Here is a 21,300-nt window from a genome sequence, read left to right on the forward strand (position 1 = left end):
ATATTTCCTATAACCTTTAACTTCTTCATTATCTGTAATGGTACTCAATAGAAGTGAAAGTAGTTCCTTTTGAAATGCTTATGTATATTTGCATTGTTCTATTATTTATTGAAAACATAACAAAGCTATGGCAGAAAAGAGTAAATATCAATTTGATGAAGCCTCGGTACAAGCAATCATACACTGGGCAGAAACAACACAACTACCGAAAGGGGTAGTATTGAGTGAATCCGAGCATATCTACGACACGTCTCTGTATGTCAGGGCGAACATTAACGATATTAAGCAACATTATCCGGATGAGTTTTACAATCCGGCTATTACTCGGCTTTATAGATTGAAAGAATTTGTAGAGGGGAGTGACTGAATAGCCACTCCTTTTTTCACACTTTTGTAATGCAGAAACACTTATTGATAATAGCTAAGGTAAAATCTTAAAAAGCCCCCGGCCTGGTTAGTGCAAGCGTAAATTATCAAGCTGAATATACAGACATGATGCTGTACACGAAGCCGGATGAAGTGTCAGATATAGCAGTTTAACACTGCATAAAGATAGTGAATTATTTTGAATCTGCAATGGCTTTTAAATAATATTTTAAGGTCGTTTAAAGAGGGTTCAAGTGAAAGAAAAACGGTGGGCTTTGGTCGTGTAGAATAGGACCGGGTTCACTGTTTTTCTTGTACGCGTCGTTTTTGTTAAGCGGCACGTCTGGTTTTTCCGGATTCATATGGGTGGCACAACAAGAGGTATGTACGGCAATGGATTTTCCGCATCATTCCAGCATTTCTCAAGACTGGCGTTAAGGGAAGCGATAGTTTTTTCATCAGGTTCTAATTTTTCAGTCATTATTTTATTACAGTTTTTAGTTGTACATTGATTTAACATTCACACGTATAAGAATCTTCCGCTTTCAGCCCGCCATTTTTTGATATTAATGAAAGAAGGATGACAAAACCGGCCACTGTTCCGCCATCCTTCCCATGACTGAAAATTACCTGTACACTGATTAGGATATGACTGGAAATGAAGCGCATTTTTCATGTCCGAAGCGCTATTATATGATAAGGTGTACAGTCTCTCTCCGTCCTACATCTCCCCAAAGCCTTATCACTGAAGAAACAAATACTCACATGAAGGGTGTCTGAGATCTGAATATGGTCAACGGCGCCCTTCCTATTTTTTTCTTCTCCCTCCAAATCGCGTTTTTGCCAGTCCGAAGCGGCCAGAGCCTGATACTTGAAATGAAAAAGGCTGAAGGATGATACCCGAAAGCCTTAAAAACGCGGTTAAAATCATCCTGCCGCCTAATAAATGATGGAGTATAATAACGTCACATTAAAAAAAGCAATTAAAATGTTGAGACAAAATGCAGAAAGGATACCCGGGCTTGTATTTACAGGCGCCGGTCCCCCGGATACTGCTGTGCCGGGTAAAAGCAATGGCGGCAGAAACGCCTTCCCTCCGGCAGGACCCCGTAACAGAACGGTGGGGAGATACAGTACCAAAAACTATTTATAAACCTTTAAAAAGTAATATTTATGACAAAGTACAATTCTTTTATAGTACATAATGATATCCTTTATACGGATATGGATATTGAGGAGATTGAAAGGAAAGTGGAAATAAGTCTGTATGACAAGGATTCGGAGCTTGTCACCTTCCATATCCTTAAGCTGACCGGGAACATGGTAAAGATGGTGTTCTATCGTGACTTTCCACTGGAAGAGCATGATGCGGACTCCATTTTCGATACGGACATGAACCTGATAACCGGATTCAGCATGAACTGTTTCCGCAGCAAGGAGGCAGGAGGATACCCCCTTCTGGACCTCCGCTACAATGACTACAACGGCCATTGGTTTACCGACATGCAGAATTTTATTGATTTTTACAGGCTATACTTGTATACAAGGGAATACCAGGAGATACGGCAGATGGGGGTCAGATGCTACAAGGACAAGATCATGATGCACATAACATTCGAGGATGAACAGGAAATTGATTGAAAGGGTATGTTCGGTAATTTAATAAACAGAATACTGGGCCTGGAGACGGATTCTCCGGGCACCGGTCGTCAGAACCCCCGTACTGCATCTGACGTTGTCAAAAAAGCGGTACCACACGAACCGGTCCCTGAAAAATACCAAAGAGACATAGAAGCGCTCCGACAGAAATATGGAGACGCTTTTAAAACCGGTCTCTGCATCAATCTGACCCTACAAGAGGCTTTATCAATCATACATAGAGAAAGAAAACGGATTGACGCTTATTCCGGCCTTGTCTCTTATCTTAAAAAGGAATGGAATATCACATTAACAATCACATCACAGAAAACTAAATCTAAATCATTATGAAGAATTATTTTATAGCAAACGGAGAAGTGCTCAATACAAATATGAGCGCTGAGGAGATTGAATCGCGGGTGCAGGAATCATTGGACGGGAACACTTCCGGAATGGCACAGTTCAGGATCAAGGAGATCAGCGAGAAAGAGGTCAGAATGTTCTTTGTCAGGGACTTCGACTATGATCCCGATAAACCGATCATTTTTGACGCGGACATGGCCTTGATAACCGGGGTGGGAATAGGAGCATTCCAACTACAGGATGTCGGTGGATACCCGATGATACATCCATTAAAATTTGCCGGGAAGAACTTCTATTCCGATATCACAAGCTTCATCAGGTTCTATAAATTCCAGCTGTTTGAAGAGACGGGACAGACAGTGGAACACATTGGCCTGAGATGCTATTCGGATCGGATCTTAATGCAAATCATATTCTAAAGCTATGAAAAATGCAATATATACCACAATCGGAGCTTCCAACCACTCCGGTACGGCAAGGAAGGAACATGATTTTTATGCTACATACCCCGAAGCCATAGACAGGTTATTCGAGGTGGAGAAGTTCCCTGATACGATATGGGAACCTGCCTGTGGAATGGGACACCTCTCTAAAAGAATGATAGAATTAGGCAAAAAGGTTCATTCCACTGACCTGATAAATCGTGGTTATGGTACCGGTGGAGTTGATTTCCTGAAAGCCACCGAAAACCCTTATGAAGCTGTCATTACCAACCCTCCTTATAAAATAGCCCTGGAATTTATAGAGAAAGCCTTGGATATATCTGACGAAGGAACAAAGATAGCCATGTTCCTGAAGCTGACATTCCTGGAGGGAAAAAGACGTAAACCATTCTTCCGGGACAATCCGCCACGAAAAATCCATGTCTTTTCTTCCCGCGCTTCTGTTGCCAAGGATGGAGATTTTACAGCCATCCCAAACAACGGAAATGCAATCGCCTATGCCTGGTTTGTATGGGAAAAAGGTTATAAGGGAGAGACTGTAGTGGATTGGATAAACTGAAATGCGGCGCGGGGAAACAATGACCGATATGACGGACCATTGTGTTCCTTATCATCACAACGTAAATTATAGTAATTTATTAAACCGGAAACATTTATAAAAATAGTATGAAAAATAATAACACTCAAATAAATAAGAAAATATTCATAGCGGGCAAGGTGTATGACCTGCAAGTAATGGACAAGGATATGGTTGAAGCTTCGGTGCAAACGTATCTGGATAACGCAATCGGTAAGGAACGGGTCAGATTCAAGCTATGCACAATCGGCAATATGACCACCATGTCCTTCCACAGGGAATTTAATTACGGCCCCTACAATGCTGACCCGACGAAAGATATGATGGATGCGGATGCCTTCATGATGACCGCCCATGAATACGAGGGTTTTATGATGCCTGTCCCTTTCCCCACACTTCCCGTTCCGGGATTCGGCTATCCCTATCATATAAGCCGGACCGACTTTCTGGATGCATATTGCAAGAGCGCCAGGATTCTCGGGGCAAGCAGGATAAAGAACGCTTCCCTGGATATAAGCCCGGTATCCGTCATCTTAAGGGTACAGGTAGGATAAGGTGGGAATACGGAATGAGGTAAATTCCGGACTATAGTGTGTATCAAAAACCGTTGTGTGAGAAACATGACGGTTTTCTTAATCCTTTTAACGGCAGTAACCATAAGAATATCCGCTATGGAAATACCTTGGATGATGATACACTATAGTCTTATTATCAAAAGTTAAAATTATAATATACTTTTACAATGGCAGAATATTTCAGAATAGCGACAAAGGACTTCTGTAACACGTTGCTTCCCGGAGCCTTTACCGGAGACACTACAATGTGTCCCACAAGAAGCCAAATCGAAGCGGCCGGTTTGTATATAAAGAAAGGTTATACCTATCTGGCCGACCAGCTTGTTCCCCAGGACCATATAGAACGTCTTGACTGGGAATATACTTTCTCTGTAACTCCTGCAACAACTACCATATCGGCGGCGGGAGGATCACAGAAATTCACAGTGACCTCGTATAAAAGACAATACAGTTACAGCAATACAGGAAACCGTATCTATGTAGAGGGGTCACAGACAAACGTAGCCTATACCAGTTCCAATTCAGGATCTGGAACATGGAACACCGCAAGTGATACCATCAGTTATCCTTCTAATCCTGGTGGAGCGGAGCAAAATGGCACTATTGTATGGACCCAATCTGGATCGTTTGGTACAGACCCTAAAAAGACGCTTACAGTAACTCATTATCAAGATGCGGACTCTATCAGTAGCTATGATAATCCGGTTGTAGATGCTTTCTCCTATCCTGTTATTCCTGCCGCCGGAGGAGATGTGTCGCCAGATTATGAATATCACCAGGTTGTCCATTGGGTATCAGGAAGGACTACGACACTTACATCCGGCGGAACTTTATCTTTTAATAGAATTTCGGGAACTGCGGAAATTGATTCGTCTTCCGGTAGCGCAAAAGCCGGATCAAAAGGTACAACCCCATCCGATAAAACTACTGTAGCTACTGTAATTTTGACTGTCTCTATGAATAATAAATCAATAACTTCCAGGAACACTATTATTGAACAGGCTGCAAATTCTTATTCGGATTCCTGGGAAGACTGGACTGTTGGTGTATCGGCCAACCCTGTAAGAATAGGTGCAAGAGGCGGTACATCCTTATTGTCGGGAACAGCGGAAAGGAAAGGTATCAGGGAATGGGACTCAGACAGTAAGGAAGACATAGACGATTCCGGAACACCGTTTTTCAGTATACCCGCGCATAGTAACGGCTGGTCATTATCGGAAAACATACTGACAGCGGTAGAGAATACAGGAGAGGAAAGAAGCGTCGTCGTTACCGCATTCCATGAAGAAAGCAGAAATGAAGTGGCGGTGTATCAGGAGGCAGGAGTAATCACATGGGAATATGCCTTCTCTATAGATACCGATTCCATGTCTGTTCCGGCCACAGGTGGAACGCAAAGGGTCAACGTATCTTCCCGGAAAAAGAAAATCATCAACGGAAAAGATTCGGGAGAAACAGAAACAGTAGGATTTTCCGTAGGATGGCATTCGGGAGATAATTTCAACTCCATAGACAGAAGCGGAATACCTGAATACGTGGTGTTTGATGTCGGCAGGAATACCGGAAATGAGAGAACGGAATACGATATGTTTACCCAGGAAGAATCCGGAAACACTATCCTTTTCACATGCAGTCAGGAAAGGGGATTGGCAGGATTTATCGTCTGTGGAAGCGACGGTTATATTGAAAGGATAGAAATCTGATTTTACTTATTTTAACTTGTAGCTTATAACAAATAATATGATTGGTATTTTACATCAAGATTGTAGAAACTGAAAGTAAAGTCATGAAAATCGGATTATTTTTTATGGCATTGTGTCTTTGTGTGTTTGCATCCTGTGAAAAGGATGAACCTGTTCTTCCACCTACGGAACAGCCTGAGGAGCCTGAAACTCCTGTTGAACCGGAAGAACCACAGGAGCCAATACCGACAGATGGGATAATTAACTGGAATAATGAATTTATAATTGTAGGAGATAATAATATGGCAAATATAGGAAGTGGTACTTGGTATAGCGTCTGCTATGGAAATGGAAAATATGTGGCAGTGGGAAGCAACAGCAGTGCTGCCTATTCCACAGACGGAATCAGTTGGAATAAGACGACAGCAGGAAGTGGCCTTTTGTATAGCGTTTGCTATGGAAATGAAAAATATGTGGCAGTGGGAAATGGCAACAGCGTTGCTTACTCCTCTGACGGAGTCAATTGGGTTACAAAGGCGGTAACAGGCATTGGAATGGATGGTATCTGCTATGGAAATGGGAAGTTCGTAGCGGTGGGAAGTATTGGGCGTGTTGCTTACTCCTCTGACGGAGTTAGTTGGAATACTACTAAAGTCGGAAGTAGTATCACATGGAAAACTGTCTGCTACGGAAATGGAAAATATGTTATGATGGGGTATTATGGAAATGTCGCCTATTCCACCGATGGAGTCAACTGGACTACGAAAACGGTAGGAAGTAACTATTGGCTTAGCGTCTGCTATGGAAATGGAAAATTCGTAGCAGTGGGAAATCATGGAAATGTCGCCTATTCCACTGATGGGGTCAATTGGACTACAAAGATAGTAGGAAGTGTAACTTGGAATGGTGTCTGCTATGGAAGTGGGAAATTCTTTGCAGTGGGAAGTGGTGGAGCTGTCACCTATTCCACTGATGGAGTCAATTGGACTACAAGGATGGTAGAAAGTACCACTTGGAATGGTGTTTGCCCCGTTCAATAACCTTTCAGCATTTCATTAAAACTATCTAAATCAGCCGGACTAAATTCCGGCTTTTTTATTGTCCTTTATTAATAATGCGAATCAGGAGTTGGTGACCTGATTCGCATAACTTACTTTATTTAACACAATCCCCTATTGAACCTTTTTCTTCTATTGGCTATTTATACAGCTTACTTTTAAACCCAAATTGTATGGATAGAACAAACTTTTCGACTTATATGACCATGACTGTTATCCGGTTGAAGGAAGAACACCGCGTAGGTACCCAAATACGTTGAACTGCATCAGCAACTTTGTGAGACAAAAGCCCATAAATTTTGCGGGAATCACCCTTGTATGGCTGAGGGCATTTCAGGGGTATCTGTTAAGCTGCCAGCTTCATTAGAACACTGTTTCCACTTATATGAGGATGCTGCGCGCCACCTATTTCAGCACAGTGGATGACGGCCTTGCCTCTTACCGATCCCGGCTTTTCAAGGGGATATATATGGGAACGAAAGTGGCGGTGAAGCGTGCGGTGGACGAAGAGGTGTTCCAACGACCAGCCTTGGAGAAGACGCGAGGACGAACGAGAATGGCACGCCGATGCGCCCGTGAAGCAGAGAGGTAAATCGGAAAGAAACCGAAGACAGAACGAAAAAGATAACAATCTATGAACTAAAATTCGATTTCTCAAAAATAGACGCGGTACTTCCGGATGCCGAAAAGATGCAAGAAAAAGACTGCATGGCCGATGTGCTGGAAAACAATCATGCAACCATCTGCATTCTTAGTATCAAGGTGGAAAAGCTCGAAAACAAACTTTCGAAAGCCTTGCCCCGAATAGACGAGCAGCTTCTTCTCTGCACAGAGCAGGCTGAGTTACCATCAGCGAAGAAGCAAGAAAGACGCTTGAACGTGAAGGAGAGAAAAACTGTCGGAAGATGGCCGACAGAATGAAAAGCAAGTGCGCGAGGCTAGCTAGGCATCTCTCGACGAATAACCACATGCTTATCTCCATGACCACTTTCTGGTGCATGATATTAACAGTCATTATTCTGCCTGTTTTTTTGCTTACATAATTGCAGCTAACAGTTATCTATTCCAGAACGCATTGTTATGGAAAATGGTAAACCGTCTTGGTAGTTTATGGATATTGTGTATGATAATTACCGTCTTCGTTTGTCGTAAACTTGAATGCTCTAATTAAAAAAGTACAGTTACTATGCTTTTTGTGTGTTATTGTGAAAGAATGTAAATTGTTTGGTTTTAATATATAATATATGTAATTTTGTAACAAAGAAATGGTTTTGGGAAGGTTTACCACCTTTCTGAATGAAAAGGGAATCCGGTGAAAATCCGGAACAGTACCCGCTGCTGTAAGTTCACAAAAACGGACATCGAATTTTTGCCACTGGTGTAATGCCGGGAAGGTACGATGACCGGGACGAGTCAGAAGACCTGCCATGACTGGAATGAAATTTACACCTGCGGGATATACAGGTCGTAATCAAATAAGGAATAGCGCATCGGCCATTTAATATTTGAAGACAGACATATTCCCGTTCGTGTAAGTCCGCACGAATGGGATTTTTTTTGTTTGTTAATAATATGTTTTACATTAAAATGAGTGACCTATGAAAAGAAAATTACGCTTTCTAGCAGGTGCTTGTCTATTTACCGCAACCGCCTTGTTCTCCGGCTGTAGCTCGGACGATGACTTTTTGATGGAACCGGTTGATTCCGGAACTTCGCAAACCCGTGCTGTGACAAATCCGGACGGTACTTTAACCATCACTTTCGATGATTTCGATCCCGGCATGTTGGCAGGACCTACCTCGGCTGGAGAAAATCTTTATTCGTACCAAGGATATCCTCAAGTAACCACCATTTACGACAATACTCCGGAAAAATCTCTTTTCTGGTCAAAGTTTAATACAGTAGGTGGAAGTACAGAGTATTCCAGCGGCGGCATCGCACTTTCCAATTGGAACATCCGCTCCAATCAGTCGGGAAATACCGGAGACTGGTGGTATTCTTATCTAAACCAGTGTTCTGTCTATAACACTGCTGTGGAGACGGAAGGACAAGATAAGGAAGCCGGGCACAGCGGTTCCAATTTCGGTGTAGTTTACGGATATGTGGATGCTTACAATCAGGCATGGATGGCCAAGCCGGAGTTTAAATTCAATAAGTCCCGGAAGTTGGTCGGCCTGTGGATCTGCAACTCGTCATACACTTATGGGGTCATCACTTATGGCAATCAGTTCGGCTCTACGGGGGTAGCCACTCCTCTGAAAGAGATGAAAGGGTATTTCCAAGTGAATCTGGAGTGTTATGATGCGGATGGCGGTCTGATCCGCACTTACAAACGTCTTTTAGCCGATTATCGTGACGGCCAACAACAGGTTGAGCCTATCACGACATGGGATTATTGGGAAATCAATGCCGAAGGGGTGCAAAGTGTGAAATTCAACTTCGAGGGTTCGGATTCGGGAGCATACGGTTTGAATACTCCGGCTTATATCTGTATTGATGATATCACCATACAATAAAAAGAATATAGGGATATCCCTTCTGTCGGGGGTATCCCTGTTCTTTTTCTAAAATCCACACATCATGCATCGTTTTTACTATTTTATTATTTCTGCCTGTATGCTGTTCACCTCCTGCAACAAGGATGAAGTCATTACCGAAGAAGTAGGAGGACAACCTATAATAGAACTTGACAGCGAGACCGGTATTTACACGGTCAAGGTCGATCACGAATTGACTATCGCCCCGACATACCAGAATGTTGAAGATGCTCTTTTTGCTTGGACGATAGACGGTACGCTGGTTTCTTCGGGTCCGTCTCTTCAACGTACATGGAATGAATGCGGGGATTTTTATATCAAACTAAGAGTAGACAATGCGGAAGGCTATGCCGAAGAGGAACTGAAAGTAGAAGTGAAAGAACTCACCCCTCCGGTCATCTCACTGGCACTACCTTCGCAGGGACTAAAAGTCGTCAGGAATACCGATTACACATTTACTCCCGATATTCAGCATTCGGATGTCGAAGGGTTCAAAATCGAATGGGTACGGGAAGGGAAAATCGTTTCCACCGAGAATACTTATACTTTCAATGAAAAAGAACTCGGTGTTTATACGGTGACAATCAACGCTTCCAATATAGATGGGACAACAACGAAGGACGTAAGTGTAGAGGTCGTGGAAACAATGCCCTACGTTGTCAAATTCCCGACCCCGTCTTACCAGCAAACATCCACGGACAGGTACACTTTTGCCGACCGTCCTGTTTTCCTGCGCCCGTTGTTGGAGTATTTCGACAATCCCCGTTTTGAGTGGAGTGTGGACGGTCAGGTCATGGAAGGAGAAGTGGAACGCATGTTCAAGTTCATGCCGTCCGCCTCCGGAGAATACACCGTCTCATGTACCGTGTCGGAAGACGCACTGACGGAAAAAATAAGCAGGAATATTGACAAAGGAAAGACAGCTGTTACCGCCACCGTAAAAATCGTCTGTGTAGACAAAAAGGAGCAGGATGGATTCCGGGCTTCGGGAAGTTCGAAGCTTTGGGACAAAGTTTATGAATATACCCCTGCTCCCGGCCAATTTATCAACGAGACAAGTACGATAGGCGGTATGACCGGAAACGAAACCTCCCCTGAAGCAGCTGTCGCATGGGCAACACAGCGTTTGAAAGACAAACTGCATGTTTCTTTAGGCACTTTCGGCGGTTATATTATCGTAGGCTTCGATCACAGTATTCCCAATTCGGACAACCAGTATGATTTTTGTGTTCAGGGGAACGCCTTTGACGGCAGTTCCGAACCGGGTATCGTATGGGTTATGCAGGATGTAAACGGAAACGGATTGCCGGATGACGAGTGGTACGAACTGAAAGGTTCTGAAGCAGGCAAGAAAGAAACAATACAGAATTTTGAAGTGACCTATTACCGTCCGGAAGGCAAAAAAATGGATGTCCAATGGATCAGTTCCGACGGTAGAAACGGCTGGATAGACTATCTGTCCGCTTATCATACGCAGGACTATTATTATCCAGCTTGGATTTCAGAAAACAGTTATACCCTGACTGGTACTTGCTTGGCCTCCCGCAACACCCAAGATTCACAAACCGGTTACTGGGATAATCAGGCTTATGATTGGGGGTATGTGGACAACTTCGGAAACGACCAGATAGAAGGTGGCAGTACCGTGGATGGAAGCGGTCAAAGGAACGGTTTCAAAATTTCCAATGCCATTCATGTCGATGGAACGGAAGCTAATCTGCAATATATTGACTTTATCAAAGTACAATGCGGTGTTCTGGCCAAAAGTGGCTGGCTGGGCGAAGTTTCAACGGAAGTATTTTCTTTTGAGGATCTAACCAAATAATAAAAATTACAAGTATGAAAAATTATTTTCTTCCCATGCTCCTATCCTTGTTCTTTTTGGGAGCGTGTGACAAAAACGATGAAATTATACCTGAAGATGCAGATGAGAATTTCATCACGTCAGTTGTGATGACTGTGGACGGAAAATCGTACACGGCAGATATTACGGATAATACAGTAATGATAACCGTTCCTTATACGGTATCGTTGAACAATGCCGAAGTGGAATTCAAGTACACAACTTCTGCAACAATCATACCTGATCCAGAAACGGTAACGGACTGGGATAACGAACGGACCTTTCGGGTGACATCCTATAACGGGGATGCCCGCGAATATGCCTATAAGGTGGTGAAAAGTGAGATAGAATCTGACGGAGATGTGGAGTTGAAGACCACTGAGGAGGTAGCTTCTTTTGCCGCGACCAAAACAACCGTTGTCAAAGGGAATCTGATTATCGGTTCTGATGTGGAAGAAGCAGAAAAAATCACAGACATCTCGGCTCTGGCTTCCTTGAAAGAGGTAACAGGTAACATCATCATCCGTAACAGTTACAACGGTGCGGACCTGACAGGGTTGGACAACATTGCTTCGGCAGGAGGTTTACAGATAGGTTCCGTCGAAGCTCCCTCGAAAGCTACGGAACTTCACATGATTTCCATGAAAGCTCTGGAAACGCTCTCCGGAGACATATCGGTATATAATGATCAGGTGACTTATGTCCTATTCGAGAAACTGGCAACTATTGGAGGAAGCGTGATGTACAATGCGCCGTCATTGCAGAGCTTCGAGTTTCCGGTTTTAACCTCTGTAGACAAAGACTTAAATATCCAAGGACTTAATGGGGAAAACAAGGCGGCTGGAACAATCTCTTCTTTAGAGTTATCGGAACTGACAAGTGTCGGAGGTGTCTTGTCCGTGAACAATCTTGCCAAACTGACCTCCATAAACCTCCTTAAACTGAAAGAGACAGGTGGTCTTGATTTCCACACCGTCCCCGTGATGTTGGAAACCATCAATCTGCCGGAAATCGAAACAGTAAACGGAAGTATTATTATGGAGGCCAATATGGAAGCTCCTCCTGCCGGTAGTTTTGTTCCCCAACGAAATGACGTGCTTTTGGCTTTCGGCGGAATGGACAAACTGACAACGGTAAAGGGGCAAATAAAGATAAAAAATTTCACGGCACTCAAACAACTTCCTGACTGGAGCAAAATCACCACACTTGGAAGTATCACACTAGATTATCTTGAAGATTTGAGCGGGACACTGACGTTGCCGAATGCCCGATTTGAAACCTTTGGAGAAACGGCACCTCAGATTGAAATTATAAGTAAAATGCTCTTAAACAAGATTGAAACAGCGGAAGATTTGTCTAATGTGGACTTCGTTGTCAAACAAATTCAAAATTTTAAATTTCCAGAAATTACATTTAAGAGTATCAATAATTTCACTTGCACTCCAACCACCAACAATACCGATTATACCATCCCGACAATTCAACATGTATATGGAAATCTGCATGTGACAAGTACAACAACAGACTGCAAAGCCAAATTCCCCGACTTGGAAATCGTAGATGGATATGGATACATCCAAATAATCACGGGGGGGACAGTCGAAATGCCAGCTTTGAAAGAAGTGGGAGGTCAGTTTTATATGTCTGGCCTTTTTAAGGGGTGCGACTTACCCTTGTTATCCAAAGTTTGTTGCTCAGCCTCTCCTGTATATTATGAAGAGGGAGAGGGCTCATTAGCAATAACTTTACAAAATAAGTCACTGGATCTTCCGGAATTGCTTCATGTAGGAGGAGAAGGGTTATTCGTTGATGATGCAACAGGTATTACTTGTAACAAATTACAGACAATAGACGGTACGCTCCAGATAAAATATGCGACGTCTCTTTCTCAGGAAACACTTTCCATGGAGACGTTGGAGACCTTACATGGAGTTTTTTTTAACGGTTTGACAAAATTCACCGACTACACTTTCTTCGGTAAGTTCATTGAAAACGGAATGATTACGGAGGAAAACTGGAGTGTGGCAAAGTGTGGCTATAATCCTGACTTTCAAAACATGAAAGATAAAAAATATACGCAGGAGTAATCTTGTTTTTTAACCAGAGTACCCGATGAAAACCGGGTACTCTTTTTTATTTGGATAGAATGAACAGAATAATACAACGGATTTGCTTTCTTCTTTTCTGCTTGCTAACCCTCGGCAGTTGCATGAAATGGGATTACGGAGAGATGGAAGATTTCTCAGTATCGACCTCTGGTCTTTTCATCACCAACGAGGGAAATTTCCAGTACAGCAATGCCACGCTTTCCTACTATGATCCCGCCACGTGCAAAGTGGAGAATGAAGTGTTTTACCGTGCCAACGGGTTCAAGTTGGGCGATGTGGCCCAGTCTATGGTTATCCGGGACGGTATAGGCTGGATCGTGGTGAACAACTCGCATGTAATTTTTGCCATTGACATCAATACTTTCAAGGAAGTGGGCCGTATCACAGGTTTCACCTCACCCCGGTATATCCATTTCCTGTCGGATGAGAAAGCCTATGTGACACAGATATGGGACTACCGTATCTTCATCATCAACCCCAAGACATACGAGATTACCGGCTATATCGAATGTCCCGACATGAACATGGAATCGGGATCCACTGAACAAATGGTACAATACGGCAAGTACGTCTATGTAAACTGCTGGTCGTACCAGAACCGCATCCTGAAAATCGACACGGAAACGGACAAGGTAGTGGACGAACTGACCATCGGCATACAGCCTACTTCGCTGGTCATGGACAAATACAACAAGATGTGGACCATCACGGATGGCGGATACGAGGGTAGCCCATACGGTTACGAAGCACCGTCTCTCTACCGTATAGATACCGAGACTTTCACCGTAGAGAAACAGTTCAAGTTCAAGTTGGGCGACTGGCCTTCGGAAGTCCAGCTCAACGGTACACGGGATACGCTTTACTGGATCAATAACGATATTTGGCGGATGCCGGTGGAAGCAGACCGTGTTCCCGTCCGGCCTTTTCTGGAGTTTCGGGACACCAAATACTACGGCCTTACGGTCAATCCCAACAACGGGGAAGTCTATGTGGCCGACGCTATTGATTACCAGCAACAAGGTATCGTGTACCGTTATTCGCCACAAGGTAAGCTGATCGATGAATTTTATGTGGGAATCATTCCGGGAGCTTTCTGCTGGAAATAACGAAAAAGGAGGATAAAAATGAAAAGACATCTTATTCTATTGTTCATGGGGACAAGTCTGCCCTTTCTGCTTTCCGCCCAGCAGAAAAATTCCGTCAGCATTACCAAAAGGGTGCTGCGGATTCCAGAGGTTACGGTGGTGGGCAAACGACCAATGAAGGATATAGGCGTGCAACGAACCCGTTTCGATTCCATCGCCATGAAAGAAAACATCGCCTTGTCTATGGCCGATGTACTGACATTCAACTCGTCCGTTTTTGTCAAGAGCTACGGACGCGCCACGTTATCCACCGTGGCTTTCCGGGGTACCTCTCCCTCGCATACCCAAGTGACGTGGAATGGTATGCGCATTAACAATCCAATGCTTGGTATGACGGATTTTTCCACCATCCCTTCCTACTTTATCGATGATGCCTCGCTGCTACACGGAACTTCGTCGATAAACGAAACGGGCGGCGGTTTGGGTGGTCTGGTCAGGCTTTCCACTTCTCCGGCCAACCATGAAGGGTTCGGGTTGCAGTACGTACAGGGAGTGGGGTCGTTCAGCACGTTCGACGAGTTTCTCCGCCTGACCTACGGTGACAAACACTGGCAGTCCTCCACCCGTGTGGTATATTCCTCTTCCCCCAACGACTACAAATACCGAAACCGGGACAAGAAGGAAAACATCTATGACGAGGACAAGAACATCATCGGTTCCTATTATCCGACGGAGCGCAACCGCAGCGGGGCTTATAAGGATCTGCACGTTTTGCAGGAAATTTATTATAACACGGGCGAAGGTGACAAGTTCGGGCTAAACGCCTGGTATATCAATTCCAACCGGGAACTGGCGATGCTCAGTACGGACTACGGGAACGACATGGACTTCGAGAACCGCCAAAGAGAGCAGACGTTTCGCAGTGTCCTCTCGTGGGATCGCGTACGGGAGAAATGGAAGATCGGTGTAAAAGGCGGCTATATACACACATGGATGGCCTATGATTACAAGCGGGACAAGGGGAACGGTGAAATGGCTTCGATGACCCGCTCACGCAGTAAGATTAACACGTTTTACGGAAGTGCGGACGGGGATTATGCACCTTCAGAGAAATGGCTGTTCACGGCCGGCGTTTCCGTACACCAGCATTTGGTGGAAAGTGCGGACAAAAATATCATATCGCAGGAAGGTAACAAGGCTGTTGTCGGATATGACAAGGGACGTGTCGAGTTTTCAGGTTCCGTTTCTGCGAAATGGCGGCCTGTCGATCGTTTTGCAGCCTCGCTTGTTCTTCGAGAGGATATGTTCGGTACGGAATGGGCCCCGGTTATCCCGGCTTTCTTCATTGACGGGGTAGTGTCAAAAAAAGGCAATATCGTGGCGAAAGCATCCATCTCCCGGAATTACCGTTTTCCCACGCTGAACGACCTCTATTTTCTGCCGGGCGGTAATCCCGACCTGAAAAGCGAGCACGGCTTTACATACGACGTGGGGGTGTCGTTCTCAGTGGGGAAAGAAAATGTATATGCTTTGAGCGGTGGTATCAACTGGTTCGATTCGCACATCAACGACTGGATCATCTGGCTACCCACAACAAAGGGATTCTTCTCTCCCAGAAACCTCAAGAAAGTACATGCTTACGGGGCAGAGACCAACGCCCACCTTGATGTAATGCTCGGAAAGGACTGGAAACTGGATATGAACGGAACTTTCTCGTGGACTCCCTCGATCAACGAGAGCGAACCGATGAGTCCGGCAGACCAATCCGTCGGCAAACAGTTGCCATACGTGCCGGAGTTTTCCGCAGCGGTGACCGGGCGTCTGTCATGGCGGACATGGAGCCTGCTCTACAAATGGTGTTATTACAGCCAGCGTTATACCATGTCGAGTAATGACTATACTCTGACGGGGTATCTGCCCCCTTATTTCATGAATAACGTGACACTGGAAAAACAGCTCTCTTTCCGATGGGCCGACCTGTCGCTAAAGGGCAGCATCAACAACCTGTTCGATGAGGAATACCTTTCTGTATTGTCCCGTCCCATGCCGGGCATCAATTTCGAGATATTCATCGGCATAACGCCCAAGTTCGGAAAAAACAAAAATAGTAAACGATAATCTGCATCAATATGAACGCATTAAAGAATTTAAGCCTGATTTTGTTGCTTTCTCTGGCATTTACAGGTTGCCACAACAAAAGTTCAAAACTCAACGATTTCAACTTGCTGCTTTATGCTCCCGAATACGCTTCCGGCTTCGACATCAAAGGGGCGGACGGGAAGGAAAGCGTACTGATAACCGTCAGGAATCCCTGGCAGGGAGCAGACTGCGTAACCACATGGCTGTTCATCGCCCGTAGCGGTGAAAAGGTTCCCGAAGGATTTGCCGGACAGGTACTCGAAGGAGATGCCAAACGCATCGTGGCGATGTCTTCCACCCATATCGCCATGCTTGATGCAATCGGTGAAGTCCGGCGTATAACCGGCGTTTCGGGAATTGACTACATTTCCAACCCCGACATCCAAGCTCGCCGCGACAGTATTGGCGATGTCGGCTATGAAGGGAACATCAACTACGAGTTGCTGCTCTCGCTCAATCCCGACCTCGTTCTGCTCTATGGGGTGAACGGCGCAAGCGCAATGGAAAGCAAACTCGAAGAACTCGACATACCGTTCATGTATGTTGGCGATTATCTCGAAGAGTCGCCTCTCGGTAAGGCCGAATGGATGGTGGCACTTTCAGAAGTCATCGGGAAACGTGAGAAGGGTGAAAAAGCCTTTGCCACAATCCCGGTCAGATACAACGCCTTGAAAAAGAAAGTGACCGACAGTACCCTCGGCACTCCTTCGGTTATGCTTAATGTTCCCTATGGCGACTCGTGGTTCATGCCTTCAACCCAAAGTTATGTAGCCCGCTTGATTACTGATGCGGGAGGCCGCTATATCTACCAGAAGAACACGGGAAACGCTTCTATCCCCATTGACTTAGAAGAAGCATACCTGCTCGCGTCGGATGCGGACATGTGGCTGAACGTGGGAATGGCGAACTCGCTTGACGAATTGAAGGCATCATGTCCGAAATTCACTGATACCCGATGTTTCAAAAATGGAGAGGTGTATAACAACAACGCCCGTACCAACACAGCCGGGGGTAACGACTATTACGAGTCTGCCGTTGTGAATCCTGACATCGTGCTCCGCGACCTCGTGAAGATATTCCATCCTGAACTGGTGCAGGAAGAGTGTGTGTATTACAAGCAACTGAAATAGATGCGTTCCCGTTCGACTATATTGTTCTCCATATTGATTACGCTCACGGTCGGTCTTTTTTTACTGGACTTGGCCGTAGGAGCTGTCAACATTCCGATCCGCGATGTATGGGCAGTGCTGACCGGGGGAGATTGTCCCCGTGCCACGGAAAAAATCGTACTTAACATACGCCTCATAAAAGCTATAGTGGCACTGTTGGCCGGGGCTGCCTTATCGGTCAGCGGTCTTCAGATGCAGACCCTCTTCCGTAATCCTCTTGCCGGTCCCTATGTCCTTGGCATCAGTTCCGGTGCAAGTCTCGGTGTGGCACTTGTGGTACTTGCCGGAAACGGTTCATCAATAGGCATTGCCGGAGCAGCGTGGGTGGGTGCGGCTGTCGTGTTGCTCGTGATAACTGCCGTCGGACAGCGAATAAAAGACATCATGGTAATCCTGATTCTGGGCATGATGTTCTCATCGGGCGTAGGTGCTGTCGTGCAGATATTGCAGTACCTCAGCAAAGAGGAATCGCTGAAAGCCTTTGTCATTTGGACGATGGGGGCTTTGGGTGACGTCACCTTCGGACAACTTCTGATTCTTGTTCCCTCAGTGTTTGCCGGACTGCTGTTGGCGGTACTGACCATCAAACCGCTTAATCTCCTGCTGTTCGGAGAGGAATATGCCGTAACAATGGGACTGAATATTCGGCGTTCACGCAGCCTGTTATTTCTCTCGACAACGCTGCTCGCCGGAACAATAACCGCTTTTTGTGGTCCGATAGGTTTCATAGGTCTTGCTATGCCTCATGTTACAAGAATGCTTTTCCAAAATAGCGATCATCGTGTCCTTCTGCCCGGAACAATTCTTTCGGGAGCATCGATATTGCTTCTTTGCGACATCATTTCCAAAATATTCACCTTGCCGATCAACGCCATTACAGCTCTATTGGGAATCCCAATCGTCGTATGGGTGGTTTTACGCAACAAATCCATCACCGCATGATAGAATTACAGCATTTTTCCATAGGTTACAAAGAGAACTCGTTGCTCCACGAGGTAAATGCCACGATAAAAAAAGGTCAACTGACAGCCCTTATCGGAAGAAACGGGACAGGAAAATCGACGCTGCTCCGCGCCATAGCCGGTCTGAACCGGTGTTATTCCGGAAAAATCATTCTCGACGGGCACGACATCACCTGCATGAGAACCGAAGATATGGCAAAAACGCTGGCTGTCGTCACGACCGAGCGCACGCGCATCACCAACCTGCGGTGCAAGGATGTCGTAGCCATAGGCCGTGCTCCTTATACCAACTGGATAGGCAGGATGCAAGAGACAGATAAGGAGATAGTTATGCAATCACTCATCTCGGTGGGAATGGAGACTTATGCAAACCGCACGATGGATAAAATGTCGGATGGCGAATGCCAGCGTGTGATGATTGCTCGTGCATTGGCACAGGATACTCCTATCATTCTCCTTGATGAACCGACTTCCTTTCTTGACATGCCTAATCGCTACGAACTTGTGGCGTTGCTTCGTAGGCTTGTACACGACGAGAAAAAATGTATCATGTTCTCGACACATGAACTTGACATCGCGTTGTCCCTGTGCGATTCGATAGCATTGTTAGATACCCCGAATTTAAGTTGCTTGACCGCGTCTGAAATGCGGAAAAGCGGATACATTGACAGACTTTTCCAAAATGAGAACATCCGTTTCGACTCCTTATGCGGTACAATGATTTTGAAACAATGAGTACATACGCTGTAGAAAATTTTACTTCAGACATCACTGTTGAAGGATATATCGCCGAATTCCGTGACGAACCACATTTTCTTGAACTTTGCAAACAATGTACCAATTATGGCAAAAGTTGGGGGTGTCCTCCATTTGATTTTGATACGGAATCGTTTTTCCGACAATACAAGTATGCACATCTTATGGCAACGAAGATAATCCCTGAAGACAAAGATATTCCGATTGAATATACACAAAAACTCATTTTACCGAAACGAATACGAATCGAGAGCGAATTATTGGATATGGAACGGAAATATGGAGGGCGTTCATTTGCCTATATAGGTAAATGTCTTCACTACCCCGATAACGAGTGTACGCGTAACTGCGGCACACCATGCCGACACCCGGAAAAAGTGCGTCCGTCACTCGAAGCCTTCGGATTTGACATATCCAAAACGCTTTCTGAACTTTTTAACATCGAACTTCTTTGGGGAAAGGATGGCAAATTACCCGAATACCTTGTTCTCGTAAGCGGATTTTTTCATAATGAATACGAACTTTGCAACATAGCATACTAATGATTCGGACATGAGATTAAAGTTAATATGCACCTTGGCGATTGTTTGGGAGGATATAACTTCTTTGAAAAGAATTATGAAACCACTTTGTCAGAACCTCGTTTCATTGACCGTGGTGAAGTGACTGCCAATGTGTTTGCCCCGGATTCACGAATCCTTGAAATCAATTCAAAGTCCGGATTATATCCTCTATACATGGCATACAGCATTTACCGCGCAAAGGTAAAGAACTCTTTGTTTTCGGTGTCAAGTATTGAGGACGAACAGAGGATATGGGACAAGGTAGTGACTGAAAACATCTTTGTCATCTGTAAAACTCCGATGGCAAAGAGCATCACCAAACGCACGCTCATCGGCTTCCGTAAAGCAAAGGTAAACACTCGATACTTCGAGGACTTAATCAATCAAATTAAAAACAACCCCGAATATTTTATCAAACAAGTAGATAAATTCATTACGGATAAAACAGGAATAAAGAATATGAAAATCAATGCGATAGTGGGGAGTCCGCCGTATCAAATAATGGATGGAGGTGCTGGAGTCAGTGCTAAACCTGTGTATAATGAATTTGTAAATATTGCTCGTACACTCTCTCCAGGTTATATGTCTATGATTATGCTTTCTCGTTGGTACGCTGGTGGAAAAGAATTGGATTCATTTAGAGATTCAATACTTAAAGACAAGCATATCACAAGTTTATTTGATTATTTTGATGCAACTGATGTATTTCCTAGAATAGACTTATCGGGTGGAGTATGTTATTTCTTGTGGTCTGCTAATCATAATAATGATTGTGCTGTTACAACCTCACGAAATAGGATTCGCAATACATTACTAAGATCTCTACTTGAAAATGGAGCAGACTCTTTTGTTCGTTTTAATAAAACTGTTAATATAATGAATAAAATACCTAAGGAAGAGCAAATCTTTTACACATTCGTTAGTCCTCATAAACCATTTGGAATTGCGACAGATTTTAAAATTGACAAATCTGTGACCAAAGGTGTAGAATTATTCGCATATCCAAACAATGGATGGTTTGAGATTGCGCAAATACCAGTTCACAAAGAATGGATAGGAAAGTATAAAGTTTTCATTTCATATGCCTATGGAGAGAGGAGGAATTTTCCTTATTTTTCAATCGGAAAGCCGTTTTATGGTTTCCCTATGACTTGCTGTTCTAAAACCTATCTTGTTATTTATCCGTGTGATTCAGAAGAGGAAATGAAAAATGTTGCATGGCAGTGATTGAAAAGTAAACCGGAGGCAGATTATATGATTCACTATTGTTTATATCTTAATAATACCCACTCAGGCGGCGTGAGCCTACAACAAACAAAAGAAGAAAGATATACAATAACTTCATGCAACTTTTTTTCCTGTATTTAGAACGCCATAACAACCAAAAATAACAAGAAACATCCAAACATAAATCTTTAATTGTCAAGCTATTCTGA

The 21,300-nt window shown here is 44.4% G+C and carries 19 protein-coding genes and 1 riboswitch; all 19 genes read left to right on the forward strand.

The genetic code is table 11. The features are described from left to right. Positions 1 to 127: 127 nt before the first annotated feature. Positions 128 to 367, forward strand: coding sequence for a hypothetical protein (locus tag AB5903_RS18685; protein WP_272709970.1), 240 nt, complete (start codon positions 128 to 130; stop codon positions 365 to 367). 1,172 nt (positions 368 to 1,539) lie between these two features. After that, positions 1,540 to 2,007, forward strand: coding sequence for a hypothetical protein (locus tag AB5903_RS18690; protein WP_118034363.1), 468 nt, complete (start codon positions 1,540 to 1,542; stop codon positions 2,005 to 2,007). Positions 2,008 to 2,013: 6 nt separating this feature from the next. Further along, entirely contained in the window at positions 2,014 to 2,355 is a 342-nt protein-coding gene (locus tag AB5903_RS18695) for a hypothetical protein (protein ID WP_272709969.1), read from the forward strand. Continuing rightward, positions 2,352 to 2,786, forward strand: a complete 435-nt coding sequence (locus tag AB5903_RS18700) for a hypothetical protein (RefSeq protein WP_272709968.1) — start codon at positions 2,352 to 2,354, stop codon at positions 2,784 to 2,786. The genes AB5903_RS18695 and AB5903_RS18700 overlap by 4 nt, the downstream gene beginning before the upstream one ends. A 4-nt stretch (positions 2,787 to 2,790) precedes the next feature. Beyond that, entirely contained in the window at positions 2,791 to 3,369 is a 579-nt protein-coding gene (locus AB5903_RS18705) for a hypothetical protein (protein WP_272709967.1), read from the forward strand. A 107-nt stretch (positions 3,370 to 3,476) separates the two neighbouring features. Beyond that, complete coding sequence (locus AB5903_RS18710) at positions 3,477 to 3,941, forward strand: hypothetical protein (RefSeq protein ID WP_272709966.1); 465 nt, start codon at positions 3,477 to 3,479, stop codon at positions 3,939 to 3,941. Between the two features lie 188 nt (positions 3,942 to 4,129). Then, positions 4,130 to 5,665 carry a hypothetical protein gene (locus AB5903_RS18715; RefSeq protein ID WP_272709965.1) on the forward strand — a complete coding sequence of 512 codons (1,536 nt, stop codon included), beginning with the start codon at positions 4,130 to 4,132 and terminating at the stop codon, positions 5,663 to 5,665. 104 nt (positions 5,666 to 5,769) lie between these two features. Then, a complete protein-coding gene (locus AB5903_RS18720) occupies positions 5,770 to 6,684 on the forward strand; it encodes a hypothetical protein (RefSeq protein ID WP_368118104.1) in 915 nt (304 codons plus the stop codon). A 708-nt stretch (positions 6,685 to 7,392) separates the two neighbouring features. Then, positions 7,393 to 7,623, forward strand: a complete 231-nt coding sequence (locus AB5903_RS18725) for a hypothetical protein (protein WP_368118105.1) — start codon at positions 7,393 to 7,395, stop codon at positions 7,621 to 7,623. Between the two features lie 328 nt (positions 7,624 to 7,951). Next, positions 7,952 to 8,147, forward strand: a riboswitch (cobalamin riboswitch). Between the two features lie 153 nt (positions 8,148 to 8,300). Further along, positions 8,301 to 9,218 (forward strand): DUF4465 domain-containing protein, encoded by a 918-nt coding sequence (locus AB5903_RS18730; RefSeq protein WP_138336553.1) that lies wholly within the window; start codon positions 8,301 to 8,303, stop codon positions 9,216 to 9,218. Between the two features lie 64 nt (positions 9,219 to 9,282). Continuing rightward, on the forward strand, positions 9,283 to 11,064 hold the full coding sequence (locus AB5903_RS18735; protein WP_272709962.1) for a PKD-like domain-containing protein: 1,782 nt from the start codon (positions 9,283 to 9,285) through the stop codon (positions 11,062 to 11,064). 14 nt (positions 11,065 to 11,078) lie between these two features. Further along, entirely contained in the window at positions 11,079 to 13,169 is a 2,091-nt protein-coding gene (locus tag AB5903_RS18740) for an epidermal growth-factor receptor (EGFR) L domain protein (protein ID WP_138336548.1), read from the forward strand. Between the two features lie 59 nt (positions 13,170 to 13,228). After that, positions 13,229 to 14,296 carry a DUF5074 domain-containing protein gene (locus AB5903_RS18745; protein WP_138336546.1) on the forward strand — a complete coding sequence of 356 codons (1,068 nt, stop codon included), beginning with the start codon at positions 13,229 to 13,231 and terminating at the stop codon, positions 14,294 to 14,296. Between the two features lie 18 nt (positions 14,297 to 14,314). After that, positions 14,315 to 16,393, forward strand: coding sequence for a TonB-dependent siderophore receptor (locus AB5903_RS18750; protein ID WP_138336543.1), 2,079 nt, complete (start codon positions 14,315 to 14,317; stop codon positions 16,391 to 16,393). Between the two features lie 11 nt (positions 16,394 to 16,404). Next, positions 16,405 to 17,544: an ABC transporter substrate-binding protein gene (locus AB5903_RS18755; RefSeq protein ID WP_272709961.1), complete on the forward strand. Its 1,140-nt coding sequence runs from the start codon at positions 16,405 to 16,407 to the stop codon at positions 17,542 to 17,544. Beyond that, positions 17,545 to 18,525, forward strand: coding sequence for an iron ABC transporter permease (locus AB5903_RS18760; protein WP_272709960.1), 981 nt, complete (start codon positions 17,545 to 17,547; stop codon positions 18,523 to 18,525). Further along, a complete protein-coding gene (locus tag AB5903_RS18765) occupies positions 18,522 to 19,280 on the forward strand; it encodes an ABC transporter ATP-binding protein (protein ID WP_272709959.1) in 759 nt (252 codons plus the stop codon). The genes AB5903_RS18760 and AB5903_RS18765 overlap by 4 nt, the downstream gene beginning before the upstream one ends. Further along, positions 19,277 to 19,843, forward strand: a complete 567-nt coding sequence (locus AB5903_RS18770) for a DUF2284 domain-containing protein (RefSeq protein WP_272709958.1) — start codon at positions 19,277 to 19,279, stop codon at positions 19,841 to 19,843. The genes AB5903_RS18765 and AB5903_RS18770 overlap by 4 nt, the downstream gene beginning before the upstream one ends. A gap of 321 nt (positions 19,844 to 20,164) precedes the next feature. Beyond that, entirely contained in the window at positions 20,165 to 21,091 is a 927-nt protein-coding gene (locus AB5903_RS18775) for an Eco57I restriction-modification methylase domain-containing protein (protein ID WP_368118106.1), read from the forward strand. Positions 21,092 to 21,300 lie beyond the last annotated feature (209 nt).

This window comes from Bacteroides sp. 2201st1_D9_2201SCRN_220225 (genome assembly GCF_040928965.1).
Lineage (GTDB): Bacteria > Bacteroidota > Bacteroidia > Bacteroidales > Bacteroidaceae > Bacteroides > Bacteroides stercoris.